Origin of the sequence: Neobacillus sp. GCM10023253 (assembly GCF_042653105.1) — a bacterium.
GTDB lineage: Bacteria > Bacillota > Bacilli > Bacillales > Cytobacillaceae > Neobacillus > Neobacillus citreus.
The window spans coordinates 104,302-126,860 of sequence record NZ_JBHSHV010000026.1 but is presented as its reverse complement, the minus strand read 5'-3'; the positions used below and the strand labels follow the sequence as shown (position 1 = coordinate 126,860).

Sequence of the window (22,559 nt, the reverse complement as noted above, 5' to 3'; positions counted from 1 at the left end):
TACATAAGTAAAAGAAGGAGGAGAACCATGGCTATCGTCAAACAAAAAGGAACGAGAACACTTCTGGCAAACCTACTGAAGGCCAGATTTCCTTATTTATATATCCAAACCTGGGAGGAAGACCGCGTCCTATCCCTAATTCGCTCGGTAGCACAGGATTCGGAACTGATTAAAACACCACGCGAAGTATTTACCTGGAGCATCACAAAGGGGATTCAGGACCATAACCGGCAGTCGGTCGGCATCGGTGACAGCAAACAGCCGATGAAGGTGCTCGAGTTTATTGAAAAGCATGATAAACCGAGTATCATTGTGCTTCAGGACTTTCATATCTATTTCGGCGGACAGGGGCGGCATGCCGACTTTCAGGTGATCCGGAAGCTAAGAGATATTTTATTAAAAATAAAGCAAAGCCCGAGCCCAATTAATGTCATCTTTACGTCCCCGTTTCTCGTGATTCCAGATGATTTGCAAAAAGACATCACAATTGTCGATTTTGACCTGCCGAACTTCCAAGAAATTCAGGCAGTACTCGACGAGATGATTCGCGTCAATCAGCAAACGGGCCGGATTCAAATCTCCTTAACCACCGAAGAAAAAGAGCGACTTGCAAAAGCCGCACTAGGGCTGACCTTGTCAGAGGCAGAAAACGCTTTTGCCCGCGCAATGGTTGAGGATGGCCGGCTGGACATCAATGATGTAAATGTCATCTTGCAAGAGAAGGAACAAATCATCAAGAAAACAGGTATTCTCGAATTCATCGCCAGCGATTTAAAAATCGAAGACGTCGGCGGATTAGAAAACCTCAAACGCTGGCTTTCAAAGCGGAATAAGTCGTGGCTCGATTCGGCCCGCAAATATGGCTTGCCTGCGCCAAAAGGGGTGCTGATTACTGGTGTTCCCGGCTGTGGAAAAAGCTTAATCAGTAAAGCGATCAGTTCCATGTGGCAGCTCCCACTTTTAAGGCTCGATATGGGAAAAATCTTCAGCGGACTCGTCGGCAGCAGTGAAGAAAATATGCGCAAGGCGATAAAAACCGCCGAAGCAATTTCCCCGTCCATCCTCTGGATTGACGAAATTGAAAAGGGATTCAGCGGCATCACAAGCGGCGGGGACAGTGGGACCTCATCACGGATCTTCGGACAGTTTTTAACATGGATGCAGGAAAAAACAAGCCCTGTATTTGTCATCGCCACCGCCAATAATATTTCCGGCCTGCCGCCGGAATTGATGAGGAAAGGGCGCTTCGATGAAATCTTCTTTGTCGACCTGCCGACGCTCAGGGAGCGAAAAGAAATTCTTAAGGTGCATATCCAGAAGCGCATCAAGGATGAGGAAGTAAAGGGCGATTTCCAGTTAACGGATAACGTGCTCGACACCTTGGCAAGAAACTGCGACGGCTTTGTCGGCGCCGAAATCGAACATCTGGTCATTGATGCCTTGTTTGAGGCTTATTCTAATGACCGGTCGATTCGCCTCGAGGATTTCGAACGGGCGATTGCCAATACGGTGCCATTGTCAGTTACCCAGGCTGAGCAAATCCGCGGAATCCGCGAGTGGGCCAACGTCCGTGCCGTTGCAGCCACACCGCGGGAGGATCTCAAGGAGTATGGAAAAGACTCTGTGCTTATACCAGGCGGCGGATTGGAAAAGGCAGACAGCCAGGGTTATGCAGATGATGTCCGCTTTAACCGCGGCGGCAGGACAATCGATTTCTAAAAAGGGAGTGAAGAGGGCAGATGGAGGAAAAACTTCAAATCCGCATTTTTCCCGATGGCCGGATTGAGGCGGAAACATTGGGCATTAAAGGGGAAAAATGTACAGATTATATATTGATATTAGAAAACATTCTTAACGCCCAGGCCGTCCAAGCGGAATATACGAAGGAATTCTACGAAACCGAACAAGTAAACCTAGAGGAAACCCAGCAGAATACCTTAAAATAAACCAACTAGTTGGCTTTATCATAACCTGAACTCGCCCTTGTATGGGCGAGTTTTCTTTGTGCGGGGATTCTAAATACTTCTTTATCTATGGAGCAACAAAAATATCTTTAAACTATAAATATCCATGCTCTAACATACCAAGTATTTTTTTGGCAAATAATAAACTTGTTAACAATAAATCGAGGAGGACTAGTATGCAGCAGAATCAACAAGCTAAACCAAATACAGCATCTGTTATGAAACCAGAATTTGCCGGAACGGATGCTCAACAAGTTAAACAACAAATTCAAAAGGATGTAAGCGCAGGACAAGGTGCCATGACTTCCCGTGAGGCAGGAGCAATGCGCGATTAAAAAACCACTCTAAGTGGTTTTTTATTTTTATTCAGCTTACCCACGTGAAACTCCTTCCTATAAAATGGTAATTTAGTCTCTTTTTGTAGGACATTAGTTATGTGAGAATAAGATTATGGATAATTATGGAGAATCCCAAGCTGGTTTTGTAGCGTCAGAGATAGCATGCAAGGAGAAGAATGATGAATGTTACGTTAATTAATAAGGAGAGAATTCACTCGATATCCTTGCCGGAAAAGGTGCGGGGACAGTATTGGATCTACGATTCCAATGGCAAATCCTCCCGAAAACTGATCGGCATTGAAGGGGTCAATGGAGAGTGGATTTTAAAATCGAATAAGGATGTGAAGGTTCTCGACAATACCGGGAAGCCGATCCGAAATACGGTCTTGCAGCCGTTAAGCATATATAATTTAGGACTTTCTACCCAAGACCAAAAAACGATCATTTTCACAGAGCCCACCACGGACGACCGACAAATTTTTACAAAATACTTGGTTGACCGAGATATCGAGATAACCATCGGCCGGACCGAGCAGAACGACATTGTGCTGGCCAATCGTTTTGTCTCGGCATCCCATGCGAAGCTGTCCTTTCATAACGGCCAGTGGCGCATCGAGGATCAAAACAGTTCAAACGGAACCTTCGTCGATGGCGAAAGAGTGAAAAGCAAAGCCTTAAAGATTGGCGACACTATATACATAATGGGTTATAAAATGATCCTCGGCAGCTATTTTGTTGCTTTTAATAATCCGGATGGAACGCTAACCATCAAGACCCATGCGTTAAAGCCGTTCATACCGCAACCGGTTGAAACCCCGGATGAGGAAGAAGAGTACGAAGTGCCGGAAGTTGACTACTTTTACCGTTCGCCCCGCTTTAAGCGCGATGTCGAAAAAGCGGTTATCAAGATCGATTCCCCGCCGCCGAACGCGATTGGCGAAGAGATGCCGATGATGCTGGTAATTGGCCCGTCGATGACGATGGGGATGGCCTCAATGGCGACTGCGCTTTTTGCTGTCAACAACGCGATGGCGACCGGCGATATTTCAAGGGCGATTCCATCGATCGTGATGTCGTGCAGCATGCTGCTTGGAACCATCCTCTGGCCAATTCTAACCAAAAAGTTCGATATGCGGCGCAGACGGAAAAAAGAGAAAATCCGCCAGGAAAAATACAAGGATTATCTCGACCGAATCGCTGTCGTCTTTAATGAAGAAGCGGAAAAGCAGGAGGAAATTCTCCGGGAAAATCATGTTCCCATCAGCGATTGCATCAACCGGATTGAAAATGTCCAGCGCAATCTGTGGGAGCGCGGCCCCGGCCAAAACGACTTTCTGAAATTGCGGGTCGGCACAGGCAGCGGCCTGCTTGCAGCAGACCTTACCTATTCGGAGAAAAAATTCTCGATTGACGATGATAACCTGCAGGAAGAATTGTACACCTTGGTGGAAGCGCCAAAGGTATTGAAAAATATTCCAATCACTCTATCTTTATATGAAAATCATATTTCCGGCGTCATTGGCACCCGCAAGCAGACAATCGAGTTTGCCAAAGGGTTGATTTTTCAATTGGCTGCTTTATATAGCTACGATGAAGTGAAAATGATATTCGTCTATGACCAGGAGGAGGAAGCACAATTCGGCTTTACAAAATGGCTCCCTCATGTGTGGAGCAACGATAATAAATTCCGCTTCATTGCCACCAACAACAATGAGTTGAAAGAAGTTTCTGCGTATATCGAAAAAGAAATCGAAATCCGTGCGAATACCAATGACAGCGAGATGGAGGATGTCAAGCCGTACTACATCGTGTTTGCCCTAAGCAAAGAGCTCGCCTTCAAAGCCGAGATGCTGAAGCAGGTGTATGCCAAGAAAGAAAACCTGCATATCAGCGTCGTCACTTTTTATGATGAACTGAAAAACCTGCCAAAAGAGTGCTCGATGGTGGTGGAGCTGGAAGAAAACAGCGGGAAGCTGTTCGACAAAAACGATATTACTGGGAAGACGACTTCTTTTACACCGGATATCTTCCTAAACGGTGCCGACCCTTACCAGTTGAGCGTGAAGCTGGCCAATGTTCCGCTTGATGAGCTGGCCAATTCCTTTAACCTGCCGCAAATGGTCACGTTCCTGGAATTATACGGTGTGGGCAAGGTGGAGCACTTAAACGCTTTGACCCGCTGGAAGGACAACGACCCGACGAAGTCACTGGAAGCGCCGGTTGGCGTCGACACTCTCGGCGAATTGTTCAAGCTTGACCTGCATGAAAAATTCCACGGCCCGCACGGCCTAGTCGCCGGTATGACGGGTTCGGGTAAAAGTGAATTTATCATTTCCTATATCCTGTCGCTGGCGGTAAATTACCACCCGCATGAGGTGGCGTTTATTCTAATCGACTACAAAGGCGGCGGGATGGCGAAATCGTTTGAAAAATTGCCGCACACAGCCGGCATCATCACGAACCTGGACGGCGCAGCGATCAAACGCTCGCTGGTGTCCATCGAAAGTGAATTGAAGCGCCGCCAGGCTATTTTTGCCGAGGCCAGCAAGCTGGTTGGCGAGAGCAATATCGATATCTATAAATATCAAAAACTATATCGCGAAGGAGTCGTCCGTGAGCCGCTTCAGCATTTGTTTATCATTTCCGATGAGTTTGCCGAACTGAAAACGCAGCAGCCGGAGTTCATGACGCAGTTAGTCAGCGCCGCTCGGATTGGCCGAAGCCTTGGCGTGCACTTGATTTTAGCAACCCAGAAGCCAAGCGGTGTTGTGGATGACCAGATTTGGAGTAACAGTAAATTCCGGGTCAGCTTAAAGGTGCAGGAGCGGGCCGACAGTATGGATATGCTGAAGCGTCCGGATGCTGCCGAGCTTACCGATACAGGGCGATTTTACCTGCAGGTCGGATATAACGAATTGTTTGAAATGGGGCAGTCGGCCTGGGCCGGAGCCCCATATTATCCGTCTGATAAAGTGGTTGTTGAAAAAGATAACAGCGTTGTCGTCATCGACCGAAACGGCCGCCCGATGAAGCAGGCGAAAATCGATAAACGGAAGAGCTTGTTTGCGAAACCGAAAAAGCAGCTTGATGTGATTACTGAATACTTAAGTAATATCGCGGATGAGGAACAAATCAAAATCCGCCCGCTCTGGCTTGAGCCAATTCCAGCGCTAATCCTCTTGGATGATATTCGGAAAAAATACAAAGCGGATCATGGTAAGTGGCTGCCGCCAGAAAATAAGCCAGCTGATCTCCAAGAGGCCGTCAGTGAAATTGCGGTAGCATCGGAAACCGTTCAGGCTGACTTATGGAAAACGGCCCAGGCCGTTAGCCGAGCGGAGTCCTATAAGCTTAATCCGGTCATCGGCGAATACGACGATCCGGTCCACCAGCAGCAATGCCTGCTTCGCCTGCCGCTCACCGACGAAGGCAACACGATCATTTACGGAGCAGCCGGTACCGGCAAGACGACCTTCTTAAATACGATGGTTTATTCGCTCATTCATGAGCATACTCCGGACGAAGTCAATCTCTATCTATTAGACTTTGCTTCGGAAACATTGAGGGCTTTTTCAAAAGCGCCACATGTCGGCGATGTCATCCTTTCATATGAAAGCGAAAAAGTCAGCAACCTGTTTAAAATGCTGCAGGGCGAAGTGGAAAAGCGGAAGAAGCTGTTTGCCGATTACGGCGGGGATCACCGGTCCTTTGCCGAGGCAACGGGCCAGAAAGTTCCGGCGATTGTCGTTGCTATCCATAATTTCTCTGCATTCACTGAGATTTATGATGAAAAGGAAGAAGCAGTCGCCTACTTGTCGCGTGAAGGCACAAAGTATGGAATCTATTTCGTCCTCACCGCACTTGGAACCGGCGCTGTCCGCTTCAGGCTGCTGCAGAACTTTAAGCAGCTAGTAACCTTGCAATTAAATGATGAGGCCGATTATGCAACGGTCGTTGGCAAGACGGATGGCTTATTCCCATCGAAATTCAAAGGCCGCGGCCTCGTCAAGCGGGATGCTATTTATGAATTTCAGGTCGCGCAAATTACCGCCGAACCCGTGCCATATCCAACTATTCAAGCAGAATGCGAGAAGCTGCAGGAAGCCTGGAAAGGAACAGCCGCTAAGAGGATTTCGATTTTGCCAGAAAAAGTGGATCACGAATTCCTGGCTGAATATTGCGGTTCAAAGGGAAGTCTGAGCATTCCAATTGGCGTGGAAAAGAACTCGCTGCAAATTCACTATTATCCGTTCGGCAAATCCTATATCCATATGATTCTATCAGCCGGAAGGGAACACGAGTTGTTCGTCCATGATTTATCCCAGTTCATGGTGCAACAGGCAGGTTTAGATATAACTGTGATTGACGCTGAGCAAAGTTTTATTGAGAAAAACAATGCCGGTTTCAAATATTATTCAACAACCAAAGAGTTTGAGGAGATAATGGCAGATCTTTTTGATCTCGTCGTTTACCGCAACAACACCTTCAAAGAGGCACTGGAAGAGGGCCGGGAAGTGGCGCAATTTGAGCAAAAGGTGATTATCATCAATTCGGTTGCTGCTTTAAAAAATGCTCTTTCTAATCTGGGGGCGGAGAAACTTGGCTTAATTCTGGAAAAGGGCGACGCGAAGTATAACGTGACTATTATTTTTGCTGAACAATCCAAGAATCTTTCCGGGCTTACCTTTGACAAATGGTACAAACAACATATTCACAGTGGAAATGGTATCTGGATTGGCAGCGGCATTACCGAGCAATTCCAGCTCAAGCCGGCCAAAACCACTTCCGAAATGCGCGAGGAGATGCCGGCAGAATTTGCTTATTCCCTTCAAAACGGGAAGGCCGTCAAGGTCAAGCTATTAAACTCGCAAAAGGAGAATGATGACAGCGATGAATAAAGTACTCGTGGAGATTTTCCTTCCTGCTGCCGCTCAAAGCTACGAAGTGTATATTCCGTTGGAAAGCCAAATGAGCGAGGTCCTCACTCTGGTGTCATCCCTTCTGGGCGACCTGTCTGATGGCAAGTACAAAGCGACAGGCAGCGAGGTCTTATGTGATGCTGAAACAGGAATTATTTTCAATATTAACATGCCGGTTGCCGAACTGGGCATCAAGAACGGTTCGAAACTCATGTTGATATAAATTTTTAAAAAAGAGAAAGGAGAATGACAAATGGCGAAACGAATTAGAGTCACCCCTCAAGAGCTTGAGGCGGCATCCAAAAAATTAGCCGAACTATCCGAAACCTATACCGGAATCTATACTCAGTTAATGCAGGCGGCCAACACCATGGGCGAGGCATGGGAGGGCGAGGATAACCTTGCTTTCGTTGACCAGATCAACGGCTTCAACCAGGATTTAAAACAAATGGCCGATAAGCTGCAAACGGCAAGCCGCACGCTTGATACGCAGCGCGCCAACTACGCTGCTACCCAAGAAAACAATATGGTTCAAGTTAGAAAACTAACAAACTAGGAAGGAGTGACTTTAGCATGGCAGGTTCCATTAAAGTAAGCACGGCCCAGGTGGCTGATATTGCGAATACGATTGAAAGACTGAACCAACAACTGATGGAAGAATTAAAAAATAGCCAAAGTACGATTAAAAATCTTACCAATACATGGGAAGGGGAAGCAGCACAAGCAACCGTTTCCGCTTATGACGAGTTTTCAGCGAAGTACTTCCAAACCTATTACGATATTCTTGATAACTATGTAAAGTTCTTACGTGTCAATGTTGACCAAGGCTACTTTGAAACAGAAACAGCCAACGTTAACTTGGCTGACGCTTTTAAATAAACGAATTTTTGGAAAAAATTATGACGCTAAAGGTGATGGCATGCCAATCGCCTTTAGCTTGACTTTGAAAATAATTCCGCCCGGATGAAATAGATACTGATACTTGGTTTTTCTCAAAGAAAGTGGGTATTAATATGCTGAAAAAAATATTGAAAAAGGTGAGTGTCATCGCAATGGGACTATCAATTTTTAGCTTGATTGGCTGCAGCGAAATGGATAAAGAGCAGGCCGCCGATGTCGAAAAGCTGCTCCAAAAAAAGTATCACCAGGAATTTGAAGTGACCCATATTGGCGGCCGATATGGGACAGCGACGAATGATACGGTTACCACTTATGTCCACCCAAAGGACCAGAAGGACTTGGTATTTAAGGCGGTTACGACAAAGGATGGAGAGCTCGTGAGTGATGGCTATATTCCAAGTCTGATTAGCAAGTCCTTCAATCAAATTATCACGCGGGAGCTTTCTTCAGCTGGAATTGAGAGTGAAACACACACAGTAGCGATGGAAGCAGACAGTTCGGCGGAGACCAATCCGGATATTTCTTTGGAAGAATACGTTAAGGCTTATAAACCAGGCTATTTTTCAGGAGATATCATTGTCAAGGAAAAGCCTGATCTATCACCGGAACAGTTTGAAAAGGCACTGACTGCGGCTTATCAAGCCGGGGTAAACACCGCCTATCAAGTGACTGTTCATGTGATTGCGGAAGATGAATATGACAAATGCGTAAAGAAATTTAAAGAGGTTCCTTATGTCACCAGTTCATGGTTTATTGACTACAACGTTGTAAAAGAATTTGACGCAGTTGCGGATGCCAATGGCTATCATTTTGCCGATGCTTCGGCAACAGCTAAGGACGGTGAATAACATTGGCAGATAAGACTGCTTTAACAGAGCAAGAATTGAAGTTTGCCACCGATATCGCTTATCTGGATTTGGAACTCCTAAAAGACAAATCGCGCAAAAACATTCCTGGTTCTGTTGGTGCAGGACAAAGCCCGGACAATACTGTCGGGGGGCTTTTGAAAATGAAGGCGGACGGTAGCTCAAACTATTCACAGGGCCATTTTGATCAGCTGACTAAAGGCAAAGACGTGGGTAAAGATCAAAGTGTCAGTCTAGATGCAGGTAAAATCAATCAACTGCCTAGTGAAGCGATGGATTGGAAAATTGTCAAAACGTTTGACCAAAATAACCCTGGGCAATCAGGTTTCTATGGTGTCGTTATAGAGACCGATAAAGGCTTAATCGTCTCCTTCCGCGGCAGCGAATCGCCCTCAGAGTATCAAAATATTCAGCAGGACTGGCTCAAGGCTGATGCTGCTTTAATCTCTGGCAGGCTTACAGACCAACAAAGAGATGCGCAGCGATTTATCGATGAGCTTAAAAAAGACGGCTATTTTGATAAGTATGACAATATTTCGTTTGCCGGGCATTCGTTAGGGGGAAATCTTGCGGAACACGCGACCTTCTACGCGGCAAAGCTTGGCTTGGCCGACCGGATTGATAGAACGATCAGCTATGATGGACCGGGCCACTCCAACGACTATTTGGAAGCGCACAAAGAGGAAATTGCTTTGGCAACGAGTACGGTACAAATGGATCATGTTCTGCAATCTCTGGTAGGCGGCATACTGCAGCATGCCGATGGGGTGAACTATTTTTATGCCGATTTAGTCGGAGAAGGTGCGGTTCAGCATGGTACGGAAAATGTACACTTTGATGAAAATGGCAATATTGTGCGAACCGACCAGCCTAATGCTTTATCCACCATCATCTCAAAGTATATTACATCGCCATTTACGCAAGGCTTGGACCGCCTTATTAGTCCTGCGGCAGGTTCTTTTTTAACTACTGCTTTGGTTGCCATAACTGACGCCGGCTGGAAACTAAAAAATGCCTTATATCAAGATGGAAAAATGACCACTGCCGGAAAAATTCTAGCGGTAACCGTGACAGTCGCTCTCGTTGTCACAGCCATCGTTGCGGGTCCTGCTCTGTTGGCGGCAACCGTTGCCCTGGTGGAATTTGCGTTTGTTGCGATTGGATATGTGGCACTGTTTGTTGCTTCGGTGATTGCGTTTGAGGTTCTAAGTGATGTTGCCGATGCAGTTGCGGCGTTTGCGGACTATGTGTTCACGGACTTGATTCCGGAAATTATTGACCGGGTGGCCGAAGGGGTGGCCCAATTTGCGAACTGGACCAAGAAACAGCTGACAGAATTCCGGGATATGCTGGCAGAGAAATTTAATCATTTTCTTGGCGGCTTGAAAAATCTGTTTGGTTCCGGTCCGAAAGCTGTTCCGACGCCGCACATTCGGATTGACACCTATAAACTCAGGGCTTACGCGAATCGGCTGGATTCGGTGAAGGCGCGGATTTCCGAAGTCGATTCGAAATTGAATTATCTCTATCTATCAGAAGGCCTGCTTGACATCATCCATTTGGCGATTGCAGAAAATCTGCCGACAAAAAGGCAGATGAATAAAGTCATAGAATACTTGCGGGATACGGCCGCCGACTTTGACGAAGCAGAAAATCGGATCATGAGTATTTAAGGGCAGGGGGAGAAAGAATGAGCGGTTTAAGCAGTGCAAAAGCAGAATTAAGCAGTATTATTTCCGAGCTTGAGTCCATCGAAGCGGGGCTCCGCCATGATTTTAAAGGGATTGGCAGCGAAGTAGCCGCGGCCCGCATCCGTGATTTTATTGAGGAATGTGAAAGGGCAAAGCGAAGCTTAAGCAGGGTAAATCCATCTAATCTATCAGAAGCCTTTTTAGCGAAATTAGGGATAGGCAAAGGATGATAAGGGGGCAGTGAAGCGATGAGTCAAATAAAAATTGATACGGCGAAGGTCGTAAACACGGCCAGCCGGATTACCACTATCAATCAGCAAATCGATGCTGAGTTTGCACGAATGGAGAAGGCCATCGCGCGTTTGAACGGCAGCTGGCAAAGCAGGGCTTCGGATCATGTCATCGGCCGTTTCCATTCTATTAAACATGCTTTTAAAGACAGCCGGTTTGAGGTGATGCAGAACTATTCCAAATTCCTTGTGCAGCAGGTATCGGACGGCTACAACAAGACGGAGACCGTCAATACAAATTTGGCAGACTCTTTTAAATAGGAGGAACGGAAAATGAGCTCTTTCATCGATGTCGATTACCGGGAGTTTGAAAAGGCGGCTTCCGCTGTGGAGGACTATGTGGATAGGCAAAAACAAAAGATGTCCCAGGCGAATCAAGATGTAGCCTCCCTTGGGGCAGGCTGGCAGGGCCAGGACTTTGAACGGCTTCAGTCCAAATGGAATGAGCTGGATAACACCGGTTCCACAGCCGTAAACCTGCAAAAGAGCCTCAAGGATTACGCGGATGTGCTCCGGTATGTGGCCGATCAATATAAAAAAGCGCAGAAAAAGGCGATTGATCGAGTGAATAGTTTATAGGTTTAGTATTTTAAAGCAGGAGATAGCTATGGGAAAAACAACTGTTGAACAGCAGGCAAATAAATATTTGGTCGTGAACAAGCTGATTGTACCCGAGGCCATTAATGAACGGGAACTGAAGGGCATTGCAGCGGGACTGTCTGGCAGTCTTTTGCCGGTTACGGCCGAGAAGACGAAAAAGGGACTCGTTCTAAGGTGTTATGTCGAGGGGATGATGACGCTGCAATCCTATTTCAGCGGGATTGTCAGTAAGAAAATGTTCTTGGGGACGATGGCCAGAATTGCGGCGGTTGCCAAGGAATGTGAGAAAAACTTGCTAAATGTAAGCAATCTCATGTTGAATTGGGAAACGATTTTTCTCGACCCGCGGACGAAAGAGGTCAAATGCATTTACTGGCCGATTGTCAACAACCAAAACGCGAGTGTAGTGCCTGACTTTTTTAACGATATTACCTTTCGGGTGGTGTTTAATAAACACGAAGACAATGGCTATGTGACCTCCTATTTGCAATATTTCCGCAGCCATAGCCCATTTTCAATTAATGGTTTTGAAAAATTATTGTTTGAATTGCTGGGGAAAACAGTCGACAACAAGGGGTACCTGCCGTCCGGTTCGACGGGCAGTGTGGGCGAAGGTCCGCGGGAATCCGGGAGGATTGGGTATGGGACCGGAGCTGGGAAGACCGGGAATGCGGCCAGCGAAAAAGCTCGCCCCTCGAGCATTGCCTATAATCCGTTTGGCAATCAATATGATTTTTCAAAAAAATTAAAGGCATGTCCGCAGTGCGGGGCCAACAGTATGGAAGATGCCAAATTTTGCTCGGCGTGCGGGGCGCCCTTGGAGGGGCTGGCGGGCAGGCTTAAGGCTGCTGCGGAAATAAAAGAGCCTTTTGCGGCGGTGCCATCCGAAACGGAACATTTCAGTGGAACGACGGTTTTGGGTGTTGAGGATATTGGCGGGACAACGGTACTTGAGGCTGATGTGTACGAAGAACCCCGCTTCCCTTATCTGGTCAGGGAGAAGACGCAGGAAGAAATCAGCGTCGACAAACCCGCCTTTCGGATTGGCAAGGAGCGCAGCTTTTGCGATTATTTCGTTTCCAGCAATAATGCCATCAGCCGCAGTCATGCAGATATTATCACAAAGGGCGGCCGCTATTATATCGTCGACAATAATTCTACCAACAAGACTTATGTCGATGGCCGGGTGATTCCGGTTATGAAGGAGATTGAAATCTTTTCAGGTACAAAGCTGCGCCTAGCTAATGAGGACTTTACTTTTTATATATAGACTGTTTGGCGTCTACGGACAAAACCAATGGGAAAAGTAGAGGAAGTGTCCGTAGGAATGGCGTCTACGGACAAAACCGTTGGAAAAATCAGAGGAAATGTCCGAAGGCAAGGCACCGATTATTTAGGCGAGGAGTTTAGACAATGGAAGTGTTATCCACGGCAGTTACAGATAAGGGGATTAAGAAACCGACGAATCAGGACAGCCTGCTTATAAAGGTTGCCGAAACATCGATGGGAGAGGTCGTTTTAGCTGTCATTTGCGATGGGATGGGCGGACTCTCCAAAGGGGAAGTGGCCAGTGCCAGTGTCGTTCGTGCGTTTTCAGAGTGGTTTGAAACTGAACTTCCGGAACAGCTTGCCCGGAAGGATTGGGACGATATCCAGTATCGCTGGGAGCGGATCATCAAAGAGCAAAACCAACGGATTGCCGAGTATGGGCGCAGGGTGAGAATCCAGCTAGGCACGACGATTACTGCGCTGCTTCTCATCGACACCACGTTCATGCTGATTGGCCATGTCGGCGACTCGCGCGTTTATCGAATCGGGGAGAGGCAGCTTGAAATCCTGACAGAGGACCAGACGGTGGTCGCTAGAGACCTCAAGCGGGGTACGATTACGCCGGAGCAGGCTAAAACTGACCCTCGGCGAAATGTCCTCCTACAGTGCATCGGGGCATCAAAGCTGGTTGAGCCTGAATTTATCCATGGCCGCGCAACCCCTGGCGAAGTCTATATGCTTTGTTCCGACGGGTTCCGCCACATGCTTACCGAGGAGGAAATTTTTCAAGCATTCTCCCCGCAGGTATTGACGGACGAAGCGGTAATGGAAACACACGCAATCACTTTAGTGGAGCTTAATAAGCAAAGACAGGAAACAGACAATATCACTGTGCTGCTTGTAAAAATTCAGTAGGGATGGGGATTTCACGTGGCAGCAATTGGATCCGTTATAGATGGAAAATATGAAATACTGAAGCAGATCGGCCAAGGCGGGATGTCCAAGGTGTACCTGGCCATGGACAAACGCCTCAACAAGCAGTGGGCCGTGAAAGAGATTGAAAAAAGAGGCAGGGACAAAAACAACGAGGTCATTATCCAGAGTGCCATCGCCGAAGCGAACATGATTAAACGCCTCGACCACCCTTCTTTGCCTCGGATTGTCGACATCATCGACAACGGCAAAGTTATTTTTGTCATCATGGATTATATCGAAGGGGAGCCTCTGAGCAAGATTATGGAGGAGTATGGCGCCCAGCCCCAGGATCTGGTGATTGAATGGGCGAAGCAGCTTTGTGAGGTGCTCGATTATTTACATACCTGCAATCCGCCGATTATTTATCGGGATATGAAGCCGGCGAACGTGATGCTGAAGCCGGATGGCAATCTGAAGCTAATTGACTTTGGGATTGCCCGTGAGTATAAGGAGCAGAATCTTGCAGATACCGTCAGCTTAGGAACGAAGGGTTACGCGGCTCCGGAGCAGTTCGGCGGGAAGGGTCAGACCGACCCACGGACCGATGTTTACTGTTTGGGCGTGACGCTCTATCATCTGGTGACCGGGCACAACCCATCCGAGCCTCCTTATGAGCTTTACCCCATCCGCCAATGGAACCCGTCGTTGTCGGGCGGTTTGGAACGGATTATTGAAAAATGCACCCAGCTGAATCCGGATGATCGTTATCAATCGTGTGCCGAGCTGATGTATGCGCTGAACCATTACGAAGAGGCTGATGACCTTTATCGCGCCAAGCAAAAGAAGAAGCTGCGCGGTTTTTATGCGTTGGCGGGTGCTGCTGTGTTGAGCCTGGGCATTGGCATTCTTGGACAGGTGATGAACATTCAAACGAATAATGCCGATTACAATAAAACGGTTCAGATGGCGGAGAAGGCTGCAACCGATCAGGCGAAGATTGATTATTTTTTAAAAGCAATCGATATTAAGCCGGTTGAAACGAAGGCCTATTTGGGATTGCTCGGCGCATTTAAGGGGGATGCTGCTTTTTCAGTCGAGGAGGAGGAGCAGTTTAAGAAAAAAATCAACGCCCACCTTATCGAGTTTCGCGACAATCCAGAGTATCCTGACCTCGCTTTTGAAGTCGGTAAGATGTATTGGTATTACTACGACTATGGAAAGAGTGAAAATAGCGACAACCAGATTACGAGAATGAAAAGCTCCATCCAATGGTTCGAGGATGCCGTCCAGTACGGCTCGAAAAAAAGCGATTATTACGAGATGGCCTTGATTTACCGCGATATCGGCCAGTTTAATCAGAATATCACTCTCCATATTGAAGAGGCATCCGATAAAGGCAAATACAAGCCGTATTGGGAAAACATCAAGGGGCTGATAAAAATGGTTGATAAAAGCCCTGAAGAGAGTGAAATTGTTAAACTCGAACTCTATAAATTGACGATGTATTCGATAGAAACTTATGCCAGGAAGTTTAAATTGGATGGCGTGAAGGAAAGCGACCTTCGTGCAGTGACAGAGGCCGTCAAGCAGAGCACCAAGGATGTCGAGGTCACCGCTGAGAAGACGGAAACCATTAAGAAGGACGTTATCGATCGCTTTGCCCTCACCGAAAAAGCTGTTGATAACGCTTTTCGGAAGGAATAGGGGGTGACGAACATGGGAGCAACAGCATGGCAAATCATTTCCATCGTCGGATATTCCCTCGCCGCCGTATTGTTTATTGTTGCGGTAGTTTTATTTTTCAAAATGAACATTTTGGCCATCATCGGCGATTTGTCTGGTCGAACCGCCGCCAGGCAGATCGAGGAAATCCGCGAACGAAACAAAATGACGGGCAGCAAGCGCCACCAGCCGGATGCCTTTAACCTTGATCGCGGGTCGTTGACGGAGCCGGTCGGGGTTCGCAGGCTGTGGACGGGGCGGACTGGGAATACAGGCAGGACCAGTAAGACCGGAAATACGGTCATGAACGGGAACACGTCTGGTGGTACGGCGAGGCCGGGGGATACTGTTAGCCCTGGATTTACTGGGATGGCTAGAGGGAATACGGTAAGTACTGGCACCGAGTTTAATACTATAAACACGGGTTTTACTGGAAAAGTAGATCCTAGAGTTTTCGAGAGTGGCTCCTCTGAAGCAACTGAAGTGCTGGCAAATGAAGGGACGGAGGTGCTTTTCCAGGCTGATGAACAACTATCAGAAGGTACGGCTGTCCTTTTAAATGAAACCGAAGTCCTTCTTGAGAGCAGTACGGAGGTGCTGTACGAAAGTACAGAGGCATTTGAGCCAAGCGTAGTGTTGCTGGATTCAGGAACCGAAGTCTTGGAAAGCGGCACGGAGGTTTTAATAGAAACAAATGAAACAACCGTATTAAACTCTGCCGTTGAATTGGAAGATGAAGAAAATGCCCCAATTGCAAAGGTAGAATTTAGGATAATTAGAGATATCAAGATTACGCATACGGATGAAGTGATTTAGAAGCGGGGAAAGGTAACCAATACAGTCTATTGGCGCCCGAAACCACCAAAGGATTGCTGGAAAGGTAACCAATACAGTCTATTGGCGCCCGAAACCACCAAAGGATTGCTGGAAAGGTAACCAATATAGTCTATTGGCGCCCGAAACCGCCAAAGGATTGCTGGAAAGGTAACCAATACAGTCTATTGGCGCCCGAAACCAGCAAAAGATTGCTGGGAAGGTAACTAATACAGTCTATTGGCGCCCGAAACCACCAAAGGATTGCTGGAAAGGTAACCAATATAGTCTATTGGTGCCCGAAACCGCTAAAAGATTACTGGAAAGGTAACCAATACAGTCTATTGGCGCCCGAAATCGGCAAAAGATTGCCGAAACGGTAATCAATACGGTCTATTGGCGCCCGAAGCCGCCAAAAGATTGCCGATATGGTAACCAATAAGGGTCTTAGTAACCCAAACGTAAAAAAATCGCCAAAAGTGGTAACCAATAGGTATTTTAATAAAATAGTATTTTTTCAAGGGGAGGAGAAAAAGTGTTCACAAAGAGAAATTCAAGGGCGACCCGCTTCTTGGCAGTCATCCTTTCCATTCTGCTGGTTGCCTTTAACATACCGGCCGGCGCCATCATGCCGGTGTTTGCCCAAACAACAGACACCGTAGATGTAGGGACTGGTCAAACTGCAGCAACTGGCGGGGCAGCAACGGAATCAGGAGAGCCAACCACCACACAGACCAATACAAGTGGAACAACGGCTCCAGGAGGGACAACCGAATCCGGAACGCAGACCGAATCCCAGAGTCCAATCGACCAGACTGCAACAGCTACTTCCTATAAAGTCTCAGTTAAGGTCGAGTCCGGATCTGGTAAAGTAATCGTTCATGAGCAGGAATATAAGAACGATCCGGTTGAGGTACCAGCAAACGAAGACATATCAGTCGAAATCATCCCCGACGACAATTATGACATTGAGTCTGTTACCATCGGCGAAATCACGCAAAATGTTTCAGACAAACAGAAATTTACAGGCACAATCCCTGCAATTTCTGCCGATATGACCGTTACTGTCAAATTTTTATTAAAATCGTATACCGTCACCTTTACCTACAACGAACAGGAAGGGACGGTAAAGGACGACGCAAACAAAACGATTAGCTCCTTGGGCGGAACGGTTAACGTTCAGCACGGCAAGGACTCATTTTTCACGGTCACCCCGGTAACCGGATTCCATGTCAAAAGTATCAACTTGGATGGCAGCGACCTCGACCTAGCCAAGGTTGTAACATTAATCGAGCCGGACAGCTATAAGTACACTTTCACAAATGTCACAGCCAATCACGACGTGAAGATCGAGTTTGCCATCAATACCTACGCCGTAACAACCAGTGTCAGCGGCGGCAACGGAGATGTGAAGCTGGATAAATCCACAGTCGATTATGACGGCGCAGCAACAGCCACGATGACACCAAACCAGGACTACCGAGTAGCCTCCATCAAGGTAAACGGAACGGCTGTGGATCTCGCCGCTGATGCGAATTTTACAGAAAATGAGGACGGGACTTATTCTTACACGGTTAAAAACATAAAAGAGCCAATTTCAATCGAAGTAACCTTTGAGAAAATCCCGATACTAGACGGAACTTGGTCGCAATTCGTTTCGATTACACCAACCGCCGGTGCATTACTCAACTCGTATAAAGAAGGCGGCAAAGAAATCCGCGTCTATTCCAAGGATGCTGTGGTGAAGATTGCACCAATTGGAAGCTACAACCTTATCAATCTGCAAACCTCCGCCGGCTCCAGCAAAAAGTGGCAAACGGAGTACACCTTTAATAAACCCACTTCAATTAAAGACATGAAGGTGAAGATTGCAGGCACGAAAAAGAGCGAGCAAACGGTTAACATGGATGGCGATATCTTGTTGGTATTCGATAACCAAGGTCCAGCCGTCAGCGAGCCTGCACTGGATGGAAAAAACAAAACCACCATCAATAACGTGACATGGTTCAGTGACACCGTGACCGTTTCCGGTGAAATCGATAACGGAACCCAAAGCTTTGACGGCGTTGCCTACTCTACTCCTATTGAAAAAGTTTTTTACAGCAATGCCGCGGATGCTCCAAGCGAGGCAACATTCGATGTAAAAACCAACCGCTACACCTTTGGCCCAGTCGAAAAAGGCCAATACAAAGTTTGGGCTGTTGACAAGGCGGGGAACCAATCCACCGAAAAACTAATCAACATTAACATCGACCAGACGAACCCGACACTAGCTGACGGCAAAGCTGTGAAAGTCGAACAAATTAACGATGACACTTGGTCCCAAGTTTTAAACATCCTGACATTCGGAATGTTTTTTAACAAAGGAATTCAGGTGACCGTCGATGCCAAGGATGGGGAATCTGGCGTTCAGAAGATTACGTTGTATGCCATATCAACTAATTCGACTGATAAAAAGGTTGTTCCATTAGTTTCCGAAACCTTCAGCAAAGATACTCGGACAGCAGAGGCCGTGTTCGTCCTTGATGACGATAGTTTCGAAGGGACGTTTTCCGTTGAAGTAGCCGACAATGTAAATAACAAACAAAACTATGATGTTAACGAAACGAATATCGAACCGGAAGGCAACGGACACTTCATGATTGACCGGAAGGCACCGACCGCGGAATTAACGGTTGCCTCAGAAAAAAATCCGTATGTGGTTAATGATACTGAGTTTTACAGCGGTGATGCGAAAGTAAACATCAAAGCAGAAGACCAAGAATCCGGTGTCAACACGGTGACTATTAATCTAAATGATAAGAAATATAAAGAATATGATTTTTCACAAGAAAAGCAAGTAAGTCCGGCGATTGAAGCGATTGACACAAGCACGCTTGATCAAGAAAATCGCTTATACGATTTTTCCGTTACGGTAAAAGATAATGCTGGCAATAAAACGGATGCAGCACCAAAGAAAATTTTTATTGATGAAAACGCACCGGTTCTAGCTGATGGTGAGGCGGTCACTTTTGCTGTCATCAACGACAGCACGATTGCCAAGGTGTTAAACTACCTTAGTTTTGGAACATTTTTTAATAAAAAAATAGAAGTGACAGTGAAGGTCAAGGATGACGCTTCCGGAATAAAGGACTTAAAGGTAAATGCTGTTCCAGAGAACGCGGGGGAAGAGGCACCGGCGTTAACTCGGGAAAGCTTTGAAACCCAAGGTCTAACCGCCGAAGCGACCTACACTCTGGATGTGGACCGTTTCAAGGGAACGTTCCAAGTCGAAGTCACGGACAACGTGAATAACAAGAACCAGACGCCATATTTGGTGAATTCGAGCAATTCGAATATCAAGGCCAAGGATAGCGGTGTTGTGATGATTGAAAAAACAGCACCTGCTGCAGCTATCAATATTACCGCTAAAGACGGCGTTTCATCCTATGTGGATGATGATACAAAAGAGTTTTACAACGGCGAAGTCATGTACGATGTCGATGTGCAGGATGCCGATTCTGGTGTCAATGCGGTCAAAATCAACGTGAACGACCAGCCTGTTGATGAGTATTTTTACCATGAAGAGTCGGCGGTCCAGCATCGCCCAGATTTGGCGGCGACGGATACCGGTGATTCCAGGATTGCCAGAAATGAAGATGGTTCCTACCATATTGCCGTTGAAACTGTTGATAATGCTGGAAATGCGGCACAGGTTGAAAAAACTATTTTCATAGACCAATCGAGCCCAATGATTACCGATTTTCATTTTTCAACAGATGACCATCAGCAGGATGCAACCGAGAGTCTTCAGGAAGCAGTTGAACTAACGGAATATGGCTTCTTTTTCAAAAAGCCGATTCGGGTGACGGTGAAAGCGGAGGACCCGGTGATTGGCTTTGAAGCGACGAGCGAAGTTAAATCGATGGTGATTTATCTGCAAGATTACGAGAATGGCAAATTCTATGCGGTGCTTGCGGATGGTTCGCTGCAGGAAATCACGTCAACGGCCGTTGACAGCATTGCCGCTGTTCCGACATCAGGTGAATTCAGCTTTAATGTCCCGGCGGCATTTAAAGGACAGATTTTTGCTAAAGCGACGGACCATGTCAATAATACAAGTGCTTTTGCCACACCGGACGGCACGGTCATTGAGGATGAAGCACAGCACGCCAAAGAGGCTCATATTACGCTTGAAAAAGCAGAAACATCTTATCGTGACAATCAGGGTCTCGAGCTTTACCCGAATAACGTGGATGTGAAGCTAACCGTGACCGACACTTACTCAGGCTTGAATGAGGTAGAATGGTCGGTGGTAGCACCTTATGATACGGCGAATAACCAAGGCGGACGCCTGCAGATTAATAATGACGGCTCGTTTGCGGCTGGCAGCAATTCAGACGGCTGGCAGGTAGAGAAGACTGATAAAAACCTTATTACCGAGATGACTAAAACGATTGCGGTCAGCAACAATAGCAACGCTATTGTGGTCAAGGCGAAGGTGACGGACCGGGCTGGCAACACGTCGGAAAAAGAGCTGACGTTCAGTATCGACAAGACCGCGCCGCAGATCAAGGTGACTTATGACAACAATTCGCCGGATCAGGATTATCCTGATTTTTATAAAGCAGACCGGACGGCAACCGTTGTGGTAACCGAGCGGAACTTTAATTCAAAAGATGTTGAGCATTTGATTACAAATACAGATGGGGCTTTACCTTCGTTGGTTGGCTGGACTACCGCAGTTAATACGGCGGACCCGGATAAGACGACACACACAGCAACAGTGAAATTCAGCGCGGATGGTGATTATACCTTTGATATCAAGTATAAGGATAATGCCGGAAATGCGGCACCAGCAGTGCCGCAGCAGAAGTTTACGATTGATAAAACCATTCCTGTTATTAAAGTCTCCTATAATAATGGCTCGGCGGCCAACGGCAACTATTATCGAGCCAGCCGGACGGCAACGATTTCGATTACCGAGCATAACTTTGATGCCGGGCGTGTAAGGGTGACAGGTACGGCCAGCGATAATGGGTCAGCCGCGGCATTCCCGAAAGTGAGCGGCTGGAGTTCGAAGGGTGACGTCCACACAGCGACGATTCAATATGCTGTGGATGGCAAGTACAGCTTTGATATTGATTTTACCGACAAGGCTGGGAATATTGCGGCCGATTATAAGGCAGAGGAGTTCACCGTTGACCAAACGGCACCTGAACTGACCATTTCGGGTGTCCAGGATCAGTCGGCTAACAATGGCGATGTAATTCCGGTAATTACGTACTCCGATACGAATTTCAATCAGAAGGCTGTAAGCATCAAGCTGACAGGAGCGAATCACGGCCCGGCAGCGCTCGATGGCAACTATGCCGATGCGCCAAACGGCCAGGTGTTTACGTTTAAAAACTTCGAGAAGAAAAAAGAAATCGATGACCTTTATACGTTAACGGCGACGCTTGTGGACTTTGCCGGAAATGAAACCTCCAAAACGATTCGATTCTCTGTGAACCGCTTTGGTTCGGTTTATGTGTTCGATGATGCGTTGAAGGCGATTGACGGAAAATATGTGCAGAAGGAAACGGACGTCATCGTGACCGAAACGAACGTTGATAGCCTGAAAGCTGATACGATTCAAGTCAAAATGACGAAGAACGGTACGCCTTCTGATTTGGCGGAGGGTAAGGATTATACCGTAACTGAAACCGGCGGCGCCGGGCAGTGGAGTCAATACAAGTATGTGGTGAAAAAATCGCTATTTACCGGCGATGGCAAATATACCGTTGCGCTTTATTCCGAAGATGCAGCAGGTAACATCAATGAGAATATCGATGAGAAGAAGCAGGCTGAAATCTCCTTTGGTATCGACAAGACCGCACCGGTGATTGTGCCGATCGATATTGAGAGCGGGGAGCAGTATCCTGTTGATACGAAGGACGTAACGGTTTCTGTTAAGGATAATCTTGTGCTTAAGGATACCGAAATCTATCTAAATGGAAAAAAAGTGGAGCACAAGGCGGACGGCGAAAACTACACGTTTGATATCCAAAGCTTAAACTCCAAGCAGAATGTGAAGATTATTGCGGTAGATGCGGCCGGAAACGAACTGAGCAAAAAGGTTAATGACATTCTCGTTTCCACCAACCCGATTGTCCGCTGGTATAACAATAAGACCTTGTTTATGGGATCCATTGGCGGTGTCGGCAGCCTGGCAGCTGTAATTACGGCGCTAGTCCTTGTCCGGAAGAGGAAAACTTATGGAGCCGAGACTATTGAAAAGTAATGAGAGGAGG

General features: G+C 47.0%; 17 protein-coding genes. All 17 read left to right on the top strand.

The genetic code is table 11. The annotated features are described in order from the left end of the window. Positions 1–27 precede the first annotated feature (27 nt). The 17 genes from ACFPA1_RS23250 (at position 28) to ACFPA1_RS23170 (ending at position 22,549) form a co-directional block, all read left to right on the top strand. Positions 28–1,719 carry an AAA family ATPase gene (locus ACFPA1_RS23250; RefSeq protein ID WP_378586122.1) on the top strand — a complete coding sequence of 564 codons (1,692 nt, stop codon included), beginning with the start codon at positions 28–30 and terminating at the stop codon, positions 1,717–1,719. A 20-nt stretch (positions 1,720–1,739) separates the two neighbouring features. Continuing rightward, a complete protein-coding gene (locus tag ACFPA1_RS23245; protein WP_378586119.1) occupies positions 1,740–1,946 on the top strand; it encodes a DUF2997 domain-containing protein in 207 nt (68 codons plus the stop codon). A 194-nt stretch (positions 1,947–2,140) separates the two neighbouring features. Further along, positions 2,141–2,299, top strand: a complete 159-nt coding sequence (locus ACFPA1_RS23240; RefSeq protein ID WP_213143942.1) for a hypothetical protein — start codon at positions 2,141–2,143, stop codon at positions 2,297–2,299. Between the two features lie 179 nt (positions 2,300–2,478). Then, the gene (essC, locus tag ACFPA1_RS23235) at positions 2,479–7,200 is read left to right on the top strand and encodes a type VII secretion protein EssC (protein ID WP_378586116.1); all 4,722 of its coding nucleotides are present in this window, start codon (positions 2,479–2,481) and stop codon (positions 7,198–7,200) included. Next, positions 7,181–7,444, top strand: a complete 264-nt coding sequence (locus ACFPA1_RS23230; protein ID WP_378586114.1) for a methyltransferase — start codon at positions 7,181–7,183, stop codon at positions 7,442–7,444. The genes essC and ACFPA1_RS23230 overlap by 20 nt, the downstream gene beginning before the upstream one ends. A gap of 30 nt (positions 7,445–7,474) precedes the next feature. Continuing rightward, on the top strand, positions 7,475–7,777 hold the full coding sequence (locus ACFPA1_RS23225) for a WXG100 family type VII secretion target (protein ID WP_213143944.1): 303 nt from the start codon (positions 7,475–7,477) through the stop codon (positions 7,775–7,777). A gap of 17 nt (positions 7,778–7,794) precedes the next feature. Beyond that, positions 7,795–8,100, top strand: coding sequence for a WXG100 family type VII secretion target (locus ACFPA1_RS23220; protein WP_213143945.1), 306 nt, complete (start codon positions 7,795–7,797; stop codon positions 8,098–8,100). 134 nt (positions 8,101–8,234) lie between these two features. After that, a complete protein-coding gene (locus ACFPA1_RS23215) occupies positions 8,235–8,969 on the top strand; it encodes a hypothetical protein (RefSeq protein ID WP_213143946.1) in 735 nt (244 codons plus the stop codon). A gap of 2 nt (positions 8,970–8,971) precedes the next feature. After that, the gene (locus ACFPA1_RS23210) at positions 8,972–10,660 is read left to right on the top strand and encodes an Mbeg1-like protein (protein WP_378586110.1); all 1,689 of its coding nucleotides are present in this window, start codon (positions 8,972–8,974) and stop codon (positions 10,658–10,660) included. Between the two features lie 17 nt (positions 10,661–10,677). Beyond that, entirely contained in the window at positions 10,678–10,908 is a 231-nt protein-coding gene (locus tag ACFPA1_RS23205; protein ID WP_213143948.1) for a hypothetical protein, read from the top strand. 18 nt (positions 10,909–10,926) lie between these two features. Continuing rightward, complete coding sequence (locus ACFPA1_RS23200; RefSeq protein ID WP_378586107.1) at positions 10,927–11,229, top strand: WXG100 family type VII secretion target; 303 nt, start codon at positions 10,927–10,929, stop codon at positions 11,227–11,229. Positions 11,230–11,241: 12 nt separating this feature from the next. Continuing rightward, positions 11,242–11,547, top strand: coding sequence for a WXG100 family type VII secretion target (locus ACFPA1_RS23195; RefSeq protein WP_378586104.1), 306 nt, complete (start codon positions 11,242–11,244; stop codon positions 11,545–11,547). A gap of 28 nt (positions 11,548–11,575) precedes the next feature. Then, complete coding sequence (locus ACFPA1_RS23190; protein WP_378586102.1) at positions 11,576–12,838, top strand: FHA domain-containing protein; 1,263 nt, start codon at positions 11,576–11,578, stop codon at positions 12,836–12,838. Positions 12,839–12,981: 143 nt separating this feature from the next. Continuing rightward, positions 12,982–13,752, top strand: a complete 771-nt coding sequence (locus ACFPA1_RS23185; protein ID WP_213143952.1) for a PP2C family protein-serine/threonine phosphatase — start codon at positions 12,982–12,984, stop codon at positions 13,750–13,752. Positions 13,753–13,767: 15 nt separating this feature from the next. Beyond that, positions 13,768–15,456: a serine/threonine protein kinase gene (locus ACFPA1_RS23180; protein ID WP_378586099.1), complete on the top strand. Its 1,689-nt coding sequence runs from the start codon at positions 13,768–13,770 to the stop codon at positions 15,454–15,456. 12 nt (positions 15,457–15,468) lie between these two features. After that, the gene (locus ACFPA1_RS23175; RefSeq protein ID WP_378586096.1) at positions 15,469–16,290 is read left to right on the top strand and encodes a hypothetical protein; all 822 of its coding nucleotides are present in this window, start codon (positions 15,469–15,471) and stop codon (positions 16,288–16,290) included. Between the two features lie 532 nt (positions 16,291–16,822). Further along, positions 16,823–22,549: a hypothetical protein gene (locus ACFPA1_RS23170; RefSeq protein ID WP_378586094.1), complete on the top strand. Its 5,727-nt coding sequence runs from the start codon at positions 16,823–16,825 to the stop codon at positions 22,547–22,549. Positions 22,550–22,559 lie beyond the last annotated feature (10 nt).

Excerpts from the sequence above, each read along its gene's own strand:
- ACFPA1_RS23250 (WP_378586122.1), top strand. The coding sequence starts at position 28 with ATGGCTATCGTCAAACAAAAAGGAACGAGAACACTTCTGGCAAACCTA.
- ACFPA1_RS23245 (WP_378586119.1), top strand. The coding sequence starts at position 1,740 with ATGGAGGAAAAACTTCAAATCCGCATTTTTCCCGATGGCCGGATTGAG.
- ACFPA1_RS23240 (WP_213143942.1), top strand. The coding sequence starts at position 2,141 with ATGCAGCAGAATCAACAAGCTAAACCAAATACAGCATCTGTTATGAAA.
- essC (WP_378586116.1), top strand. The coding sequence starts at position 2,479 with ATGATGAATGTTACGTTAATTAATAAGGAGAGAATTCACTCGATATCC.
- ACFPA1_RS23230 (WP_378586114.1), top strand. The coding sequence starts at position 7,181 with ATGATGACAGCGATGAATAAAGTACTCGTGGAGATTTTCCTTCCTGCT.
- ACFPA1_RS23225 (WP_213143944.1), top strand. The coding sequence starts at position 7,475 with ATGGCGAAACGAATTAGAGTCACCCCTCAAGAGCTTGAGGCGGCATCC.
- ACFPA1_RS23220 (WP_213143945.1), top strand. The coding sequence starts at position 7,795 with ATGGCAGGTTCCATTAAAGTAAGCACGGCCCAGGTGGCTGATATTGCG.
- ACFPA1_RS23215 (WP_213143946.1), top strand. The coding sequence starts at position 8,235 with ATGCTGAAAAAAATATTGAAAAAGGTGAGTGTCATCGCAATGGGACTA.
- ACFPA1_RS23205 (WP_213143948.1), top strand. The coding sequence starts at position 10,678 with ATGAGCGGTTTAAGCAGTGCAAAAGCAGAATTAAGCAGTATTATTTCC.
- ACFPA1_RS23200 (WP_378586107.1), top strand. The coding sequence starts at position 10,927 with ATGAGTCAAATAAAAATTGATACGGCGAAGGTCGTAAACACGGCCAGC.
- ACFPA1_RS23195 (WP_378586104.1), top strand. The coding sequence starts at position 11,242 with ATGAGCTCTTTCATCGATGTCGATTACCGGGAGTTTGAAAAGGCGGCT.
- ACFPA1_RS23190 (WP_378586102.1), top strand. The coding sequence starts at position 11,576 with ATGGGAAAAACAACTGTTGAACAGCAGGCAAATAAATATTTGGTCGTG.
- ACFPA1_RS23185 (WP_213143952.1), top strand. The coding sequence starts at position 12,982 with ATGGAAGTGTTATCCACGGCAGTTACAGATAAGGGGATTAAGAAACCG.
- ACFPA1_RS23175 (WP_378586096.1), top strand. The coding sequence starts at position 15,469 with ATGGGAGCAACAGCATGGCAAATCATTTCCATCGTCGGATATTCCCTC.